Here is a 6,968-nt window from a genome sequence, read left to right on the forward strand (position 1 = left end):
GGTGGCACCGGGTCAAGGCGGGAAAGCGTGCCTTGACCCGGTGCCACCGGCCGTGTTGTGGCTTCGGATCGGGGCGGTGGGGAGGTCTGGGTGGGGTGCCGGTCAGGTTGTCGGCTTGCCATTCGGGCCGGTGGACACCTGAAAGGGGGTGGGGGCCGGCCAGCAGGTCTGCTTCCGCAACGGCGCACGGCAGAGCCGGCGATTGTGGCGGGGCCCGCTGGCGTTGAAACGGCTCCTGCTGGGGGACGGGCTGTGGTCAGGGGGGCGGGGACAAACCAGCAGATCCGGCTTTGACAAGGGAGCACCGCAGTGCATCGGCTTCGCCGGGACCACGGCCGGGCCGGGCCGGGCGGAGCGGGAAGCCGGGAGCCGGGGCCGGAGCAGGGCCGGGCAAGCGTAGGGCGGGGCAGGCCGGGGCGCGGCGGGGCAGGGCGGGCCGGAGCAAGGCAGGCGGGGCAGGACGGGCAAAGCGTTGGGCGGGGCAAGCCGGGGCGCGGCGGAGCAGGGCAGGCCAAGCGTAGGGCGGGGCGGGCCGGAGCGAGGCGGGCCGGGGCGGGTCGGGGTGCGGCGGAGCAGGGCGGGCCGGAGCAAGGCAAGCCGGGCAGGGGGGGCCGGGGCAGGGCAGGGCAGGGCAGGGCGGGCCGGAGCGAGGCGGGCCGGGGCGGGCCGTGGTGCGGCGGGGCAGGGCGGGCCGGAGCAAGGCAAGCCGGAGCAAGCCGGGCAGGGGCAGGTTGGGGCAGGCCGGGGCGGGGCAGGGCGGGGTGGGGCGGGGCAGGGCGGGGTGGGGCGGTCGGTGCGTGCGTGCGGGAGTGCCGGGGGCCGCGGCTGCGGCTCCCGGCACTCGCGGCCGCCGGCTCAGGCGGTCCACTCCGGGTTGCGGCCCAGGTAGCGGAGCAGCGTCGCTGCCGCGTCGTCGTTGGGTGCCTCCTCCAGGGCCGGGGCGTACGCGAAGCCTCGCAACGGCTCGGCCAGCTGGTGGGCCACCGGGAGCAGCTGCTCGGCCAGCTCCGGCGTCAGCGGGGACTGCTGGCCCGACGCCCGGGCGATGTCCCATGCGTGGACCGCCGCGTCCAGGGCTGCCGCTCCCACGGCCACCTTGGCCGGGAGGGCTCCCTGCGGCAGGGGCGTCGGGACCGCCTCCGCGTCGTGCGCCACCGTGGCGAACGCTGCCGCCGCGGCGGCCAACGTCGGCTCCAGGTACTCCGGCGCCGGGGCCGGGAGGGTGCCCGAGGGGGCGAACGGGTTGAAGTCCGGGCCGCCCGTTCCGGTGATCTGCGCCGCGTAGCCCAGCTGGTCGCCCGCCGCGTGCTGGAGGACCTGGGTCACGTTCCACTCCGCGCAGGGTGTCGGGGCCGACCAGTCCGTCACGCCCGCGATCGCCGACCGCAGCGCCTCGTGCGCCGCCTCCAGGATCGGCCAGGACGTTCCCCCGGTCAGGCTCGCGAAGAACCGGCGGATGTCCGCCACCAGGACGTCCGTGGCTTCGTGCGCCGCGTAGTGACCCGCCGCGTCGCGGGGGCCGCCGCCGGTCGCGGTCACGTCGTAGCTGTTCCAGCTGACGATGTTCGCGTGGTCGCGCTCGGCGAAGCGGCGGATCGACTGGAAGTCGCCCTTGAACATCGCCAGTGCCGTCGGGACCGTCGTCGGGCCCTCCGGGCGGGACGTGGTGTGCGCGTTCTCGTAGTAGAAGCGGATCGACGAGCCGCCGGTGCGAGTCAGCCAGTACAGCGCCACGTTCGCCACCACGAACTCCGGGTCCAGGTGCTCGCCGAACAGCTGCGCGTTCCACGCCAGCAGGCCCAGCGGCGAGTCCGTCAGCGCGAACGCCAGCGTGTGCGGCTGCTGGCTGTGCAGGATGTTGAACGAGAACATGTTCTCCGAGAACCACTGCAGGTGCGCCAGCGCGGCCTGGTCGGCTTCGCTCAGGTCCGCCATTTCGGCCGGGTCGCCGGACGGGAACGAGAACAGCTGCGTGACGTGCACGCCGACGACCTTCTCCGGCGCGAGCCGCCCGATCTCCGGCGAGATCATCGACCCGCCGTCGTTGCCCACCGCGCCGTACTTCTCGTAGCCCAGCCGGCTCATCAGCTCGGCCCACGCCGCCGCCGTGCGGTGGGTCTCCCAGCCCGCCGACCGGGTCGGGCCCGAGAAGCCGAAGCCCGGCAGGGACGGGATGACCAGGTGGAACGCCGGCTCCTCGGCCGAGGCCGGCTCGGTCAGCGGGCCGATCACGTCGAGGTACTCCACGATCGAGCCCGGCCAGCCGTGCGTGAGCACCAGCGGCGTCGCGTCCTCCCGCGACGAGCGGACGTGCAGGAAGTGGATGCTCTCGCCGTCGATCTCGGTCACGAACTGCGGATACGCGTTGAGCCGCGCCTCGAACGCCCGCCAGTCGAACTTCTCCAGCCAGTACTCCGCCAGCGCGCGGACCCGCTCGTTCGTGACGCCGTACTCGGCGGGCAGCTCGTCCGGCCACAGCGCCCCGCGCAGGCGGTTCTCCAGGTCGGCGAGGGCGGCCTGCGGGATCTCGACGCGGAACGGGCGGAGGGCGGGGACCGTCATGGTGAACTCCTCGAGAGGGTGGAACGGAATGCTTCGTTCCGAACTGTAGCAGACCGGAACGATCCGTTCCAGTGGTAATCTCGGCGCATGCCCGAGACAGCCACGCCCGAGACAGCCCTGCCCGGCCGCCGCGGCCAGGCCGCCCGCAACAACATCCTGATCCTCGACGCCGCCCGGCACGTCTTCCTCGGTGATCCGAAGGCGCCGATCTCGCAGGTCGCCGAACGCGCCGGCGTCGGGATCAGCGCGCTCTACCGGCGCTACCCGAGCAAGGAGATCCTGCTCCGCCACATCTGCCACGACGGGCTGCTCCTCTACATCGGCGAGGCGGAAGTCGCCGCGGAGCAGCCGGACGGCTGGGCGGCGCTGACCGGGTTCCTCGGCCGGGTCGTCGAAGCCGACGTGCATTCGCTGACCGTCCACCTCGCCGGCACGTTCACCCCGACCCCCGAAATGGGCCGGGACGCGCGCCGCGCCGGCGAGCTGACGAAGCAACTGGTCGAGCGAGCGCGCGAAACCGGGCGCCTGCGCCCCGACGCCGTCCCGGAGGACATCGGCATGATCCTCGAGTGCTGCGCCGCCATCCGCGTCGACGGCGACCCGGACCGCACGCTGGAGCTGCGCAACCGGTACCTCGCACTGCTCATCGAGGGGTTGTCGGCGAAAGGGCCGGATTTGCCGGGGCCACCGCCGCGGCCCGGTGAGATGAACGGCCGCTGGCGTCCCTCCTGACGGCCGTGCCGGGGCGCGTCCGGATGGCGGTAACGAATTCCGGGAGTGCGACGACTGATCAGCGTCGGCCGTCCACAAAAGACCTACGCAACATCTGTCAGAGCGGCATTCCCCGGACTGGAACAGCGAGATGACGACTATGCACAGAAGCTGGCGACGGACCACGATCCTGTCTTCGGTGGCCGCACTGGCCACGGCGTTCATCGCAATCGCCCCCGCCGCTCAGGCGGACACGCCCACCAGTTCCGTCGATGTCAGTCCCACCACCGTGCTGCCGGGACAGACATTCACGGTCACGCAAACCATTCACAACCCCACCGATTTCACGGTGACTTTCGCGAAGGGCGCCCTTTACGGCACGCCGACCCCGATCACCGATGTCGTCGACGTCGTCTCCTGCACCAACACGACGGCGGTCGGCTGCTTCCAGGCCGGCAGCAGCTACCGCGCCGCGTTCGGCGACCTCGAGGCGGGCGGCACGAAGACCACGGTGTGGACGCTGCGCGTCAAGGACACCGCGGCGCCCGGCCAGTTCACGCTGCAGCACCAGTTCGTCGGCGACAACTACGCCTTCGAAACCCTCGACGGGCCGGTGATCACCATCGCCGAGCCGTCCACGCAGGCCGACGTCAAGGTCGCGCTGGGCGCCACCGGGCACGGCGGGCTGAACGCGCGCATCGACTACACCGTGACCGTGACGAACAACGGCCCCTCCACGGCGACCGGAATCCGGGTCGTGGCCACGTATCCGGCGGGCCTTTCGTTCGCCAGCGGCACCGGGTGCACCCCGGTCAGCGGCACGCGGACGGTGGACTGTGACGTCGCTTCGCTGGCCAACGGTGCTTCCGCGACGCCGAAGTTCTCCGTGAACGGCGGCCTGCTCGCGCTCGGTTCGTACACCGCGACGGCGAAGCGGACGGCGAGCTCGCCCGCGGATCCCAACCCCGCCAACGACAGCGCGGCGAAGACGTGCTCGGCGCTCACCGGGCTCATCGTGACCTGCTGAGGGTTGCGAGAGGTGAACCGGGCTCGTGTCCTCCGCCAGGGACTCGGGCCCGTTTCGCGTTCCGCCGGAAAGTCAGCCGGTGACCGACGCGTACAGCTTCGCGATGTCGTCGTCGAAATACGCGCTGTAGGAAACGTCCGGGGTGTCGCCGCCGAGCTGGTAACCGCCGATCACGCCGATGACCGCGCCATCGGTCACCCACGGCCCGCCGCTGGTTCCGTCGGGAAAACCGGGGCACGCCACCCGCAGCTGATAAGTGTCCGACCGCGTGGTGTTCCCGTTGCAAACCACCGGGGAATCGGTCGTGTCGGGGTAGCCCGTGAGGGTGATCCGGTGCTCGAAACCGCGATTCGTCCCGAGCACGTTCGCGCCGGTGAGGCTTTCCAGCGTGGCCGGGTTTCCGGCCTGCCGGACGGTGAGGAACGCGAAATCCAGGTCCGGGTCCGCCGAGGACTTCCAGCCGTCGGCGACGGCGGTCGAGGTCACCGTCCACATCCCGAACGGCGCGACGCCGTCGTGGTAGCCCGGCGCGAAGGTCATGTCACCCCGGACGCAGTGCGCGGCGGTCAGGACGAGGTCGCCGGCGCCGGAGTGCACGACGCTGGCCGAGCAGAAGTGGCTCCCGCCCGCGAACAGCGCCCCGACCGAGGAAGCGGCGGCCTGAGCCGGAGCAGGAGCGGCCGGAGCGGCCGAGGTGGTGACGGGAGTGGGAACCGGCGTGGTGACCGGCGCCGGCGCGCCCGCGGCGTAGGCGTCGTCGGCGGTCGTGCCGGTGCCGAGGACCAGCCCGGTCCCCAGGACCAGCAACGACGCCGCGGCCGTCAGCGCGGTGCGGGGAAACTTGATCGCCACGACTCCAGATCACCACAGCGGCGCCGGATCCGCAGCGTGCGCGGCCCGATGCACAGCGACCTCATAGCGCCCGCACAGCACGGCACAGGCTGCCCGGATGTGCGCGGACTTCGGCGCGGGCCGCCTAGCCGAGGCCCTTGGGGAGCAGGGTGGTCGCCGCGTCCGGCGCGGCGGCCGCCTTGGGCCGCCGGTCGCGGAACAGCCAGCCGCCGACGATGCCGCCGACGAACCCGAACAGGTGCCCCTGCCAGCTGACCCCCTCGTCGGTGGGCAGCAGGGAGACGAACGTGTAGGCGAAGCACAGCGCCATCACGAGCCCGATCACGATGTCGATCGGGTGCCGGTCGAACAGCCCGCGCACGATGATGTAGCCGAAGTAGCCGAACAGCAGGCCGCTGGCGCCGACGGTGACCGTGTGCGACGGCGTGATGAACCAGACGCCGAGTCCGCTGGCGACGATGATCAGCAGGCTCACGCCGAGCCACTTCTTCACCCCGCGGTAGGCGGCGAGGAAGCCGAACACGAACAGCGGCCCCGAGTTGGCTTCGATGTGCATCCAGCTGGCGTGCATGAACGGCGAGGTCAGGATGTCCGGCAGCGAACCCGGGTCCCGCGGCTCGATGCCGAACTCGCGGCTCAGGTCGTAGCTCTCGACGGCGTTGACGATCTGCACGAGCCACATCACCGCCAGCAGGCTGACCATCGCCCACAGGGCCTTCTTGGCCTCGGCGATCATCAGCTCGGCATCGCTGCGGACCGGTTCCTCGTTCATGTCGTCCCCCTGCTCGGTTGGCGGCCCGAGGATAACCCGGCGCACGGCCCGGACGCGGCGTTCCGGACCCAGCCGTGACCTGGCAGGGTTGGGCGCATGACGTCACACCGGCCGGAGATGGTCTTCCGGGGCCGTCGCATGCCCGGCGACCGCGCCCTGGTCATGGCCATCGTCAACCGCACGCCCGACTCGTTCTACGACAAGGGCGCGACCTTCGCCGACACCGCGGCCGTCGAAGCGGTGGACAGAGCGGTCGCCGCGGGCGCCGACATCGTGGACATCGGCGGCGTGAAGGCGGGCGAGGGCCCCGAGGTCGACGTCGACGAGGAGATCCGGCGGGTGGTGCCGTTCGTCGCCGAGGTCCGCCGCCGCCACCCCGGGCTGGTGATCAGCGTCGACACCTGGCGCCACGAAGTCGGCCGCCAGGTCTGCGAAGCGGGCGCCGACCTCCTCAACGACACGTGGGCGGGCGCCGACCCCAAGCTGGTCGAGGTCGCCGCGGAGTTCGGAGCGGGTTACGTGTGCTCGCACGTCGGGGGCATGCCGCTCCGCACGGACCCGTACCCGGCGCCGACCCCGGAGAGGCCCTTCTGGCCCCGCTACGACGACGTCGTGGCGGACGTCGTGGCAGAGCTGACGGCGGCGGCTGCGCGCACCGCCGCCGCAGGCGTCCCCCGCGGCGGGATCTTGATCGACCCGACGTTCGACTTCGGCAAGAGCACCCGCCACGGCCTCGAACTCCTCAGGCACTTCGACCGCCTGGTGGACACGGGCTGGCCGGTGCTGGTGGCGCTGTCGAACAAGGACCTCATCGGAGAGACGCTGGATGTGGAAGCCCACGACCGCTTGGCGGGCACCCTGGCCGCAACGGCAATAGCGGCCCAAGCAGGCGCGGCGGTCTTCAGAGCACACAATGTCCGCGAGACAAGGGAAGCAGTGGAGGCGGTAGCGGGTCTTGACCCAGAGAAGGAGCAGGGTGGTCATCCCGTCGCCTGAGGCCGTCACATCACTTTGAGCCGGGCCCGCAACCACAAGACCGGCGCG

The 6,968-nt window shown here is 71.8% G+C and carries 6 protein-coding genes; 3 read left to right on the forward strand and 3 right to left on the reverse strand.

Going from position 1 to position 6,968, the window contains the following annotated elements; translation table 11 throughout:
- Positions 1 to 855: 855 nt before the first annotated feature.
- Positions 856 to 2,562, reverse strand: a complete 1,707-nt coding sequence (locus IE317_RS43885; protein WP_191317274.1) for a TIGR03086 family metal-binding protein — start codon at positions 2,560 to 2,562, stop codon at positions 856 to 858.
- 87 nt (positions 2,563 to 2,649) lie between these two features.
- Between IE317_RS43885 and IE317_RS43890 the strand changes: the two genes are divergently transcribed.
- Both IE317_RS43890 and IE317_RS43895 read left to right on the forward strand, forming a co-directional pair.
- Positions 2,650 to 3,294: a TetR/AcrR family transcriptional regulator gene (locus IE317_RS43890; protein ID WP_191317275.1), complete on the forward strand. Its 645-nt coding sequence runs from the start codon at positions 2,650 to 2,652 to the stop codon at positions 3,292 to 3,294.
- A gap of 178 nt (positions 3,295 to 3,472) precedes the next feature.
- Positions 3,473 to 4,300, forward strand: a complete 828-nt coding sequence (locus IE317_RS43895; RefSeq protein WP_191317278.1) for a DUF11 domain-containing protein — start codon at positions 3,473 to 3,475, stop codon at positions 4,298 to 4,300.
- A 72-nt stretch (positions 4,301 to 4,372) separates the two neighbouring features.
- Here IE317_RS43895 and IE317_RS43900 read toward each other — a convergent pair whose 3' ends face one another.
- Both IE317_RS43900 and IE317_RS43905 read right to left on the reverse strand, forming a co-directional pair.
- Complete coding sequence (locus IE317_RS43900) at positions 4,373 to 5,152, reverse strand: trypsin-like serine peptidase (protein ID WP_229903251.1); 780 nt, start codon at positions 5,150 to 5,152, stop codon at positions 4,373 to 4,375.
- Between the two features lie 124 nt (positions 5,153 to 5,276).
- Complete coding sequence (locus IE317_RS43905) at positions 5,277 to 5,924, reverse strand: rhomboid family intramembrane serine protease (protein ID WP_191317276.1); 648 nt, start codon at positions 5,922 to 5,924, stop codon at positions 5,277 to 5,279.
- 96 nt (positions 5,925 to 6,020) lie between these two features.
- Here IE317_RS43905 and folP point away from each other — a divergent pair, with 96 nt between their 5' ends.
- Positions 6,021 to 6,920: a dihydropteroate synthase gene (gene folP / locus IE317_RS43910; protein WP_191317277.1), complete on the forward strand. Its 900-nt coding sequence runs from the start codon at positions 6,021 to 6,023 to the stop codon at positions 6,918 to 6,920.
- The last annotated feature ends 48 nt before the right edge of the window (positions 6,921 to 6,968 follow it).

It is taken from the genome of Amycolatopsis bullii, from assembly GCF_014654205.1.
Taxonomy (GTDB): domain Bacteria; phylum Actinomycetota; class Actinomycetes; order Mycobacteriales; family Pseudonocardiaceae; genus Amycolatopsis; species Amycolatopsis plumensis.

Excerpts from the sequence above, each read along its gene's own strand:
- folP (WP_191317277.1), top strand. The coding sequence starts at position 6,021 with ATGACGTCACACCGGCCGGAGATGGTCTTCCGGGGCCGTCGCATGCCC.
- IE317_RS43905 (WP_191317276.1), bottom strand. The coding sequence starts at position 5,924 with ATGAACGAGGAACCGGTCCGCAGCGATGCCGAGCTGATGATCGCCGAG.
- IE317_RS43885 (WP_191317274.1), bottom strand. The coding sequence starts at position 2,562 with ATGACGGTCCCCGCCCTCCGCCCGTTCCGCGTCGAGATCCCGCAGGCC.
- IE317_RS43890 (WP_191317275.1), top strand. The coding sequence starts at position 2,650 with ATGCCCGAGACAGCCACGCCCGAGACAGCCCTGCCCGGCCGCCGCGGC.